Origin of the sequence: Actinomyces sp. HMSC075C01 (assembly GCF_001812965.1) — a bacterium.
Lineage (GTDB): Bacteria > Actinomycetota > Actinomycetes > Actinomycetales > Actinomycetaceae > Actinomyces > Actinomyces acetigenes.
In genome coordinates, this window is record NZ_KV810939.1 from 2943 (window position 1) to 3183 (window position 241).

The window sequence follows — 241 nt, forward strand, 5'->3', positions numbered from 1 at the left end:
ATGATGTCCTGGACCTGTGCGAGGCCATTCACGCTTCCGGCCCCCTGCCGGTGTTCGGGGCGAGGGTGCTGGGCCTGTTCCTGTGCGTGCGCCTGACCCTGACCTACCTGAGGCACAACCCGTGCCAGGAGCTGCTCGCCGAGCTCTACTGCGTCTCGCAGGCCACCGTCTCCCGGGTCATCGCCGCCTACACGCCCCTGATCGCCGCCTGCCTGAACGGCAGTGTTCCAACGGTGGAGGA

General features: G+C 67.6%; 1 protein-coding gene. It reads left to right on the plus strand.

Annotation, left to right across the window (positions count from 1 at the left end; translation table 11 throughout):
- Window positions 1–241 (plus strand): transposase family protein (locus tag HMPREF2883_RS01815; protein WP_256277277.1); only part of this gene is annotated, 241 nt, incomplete at both ends.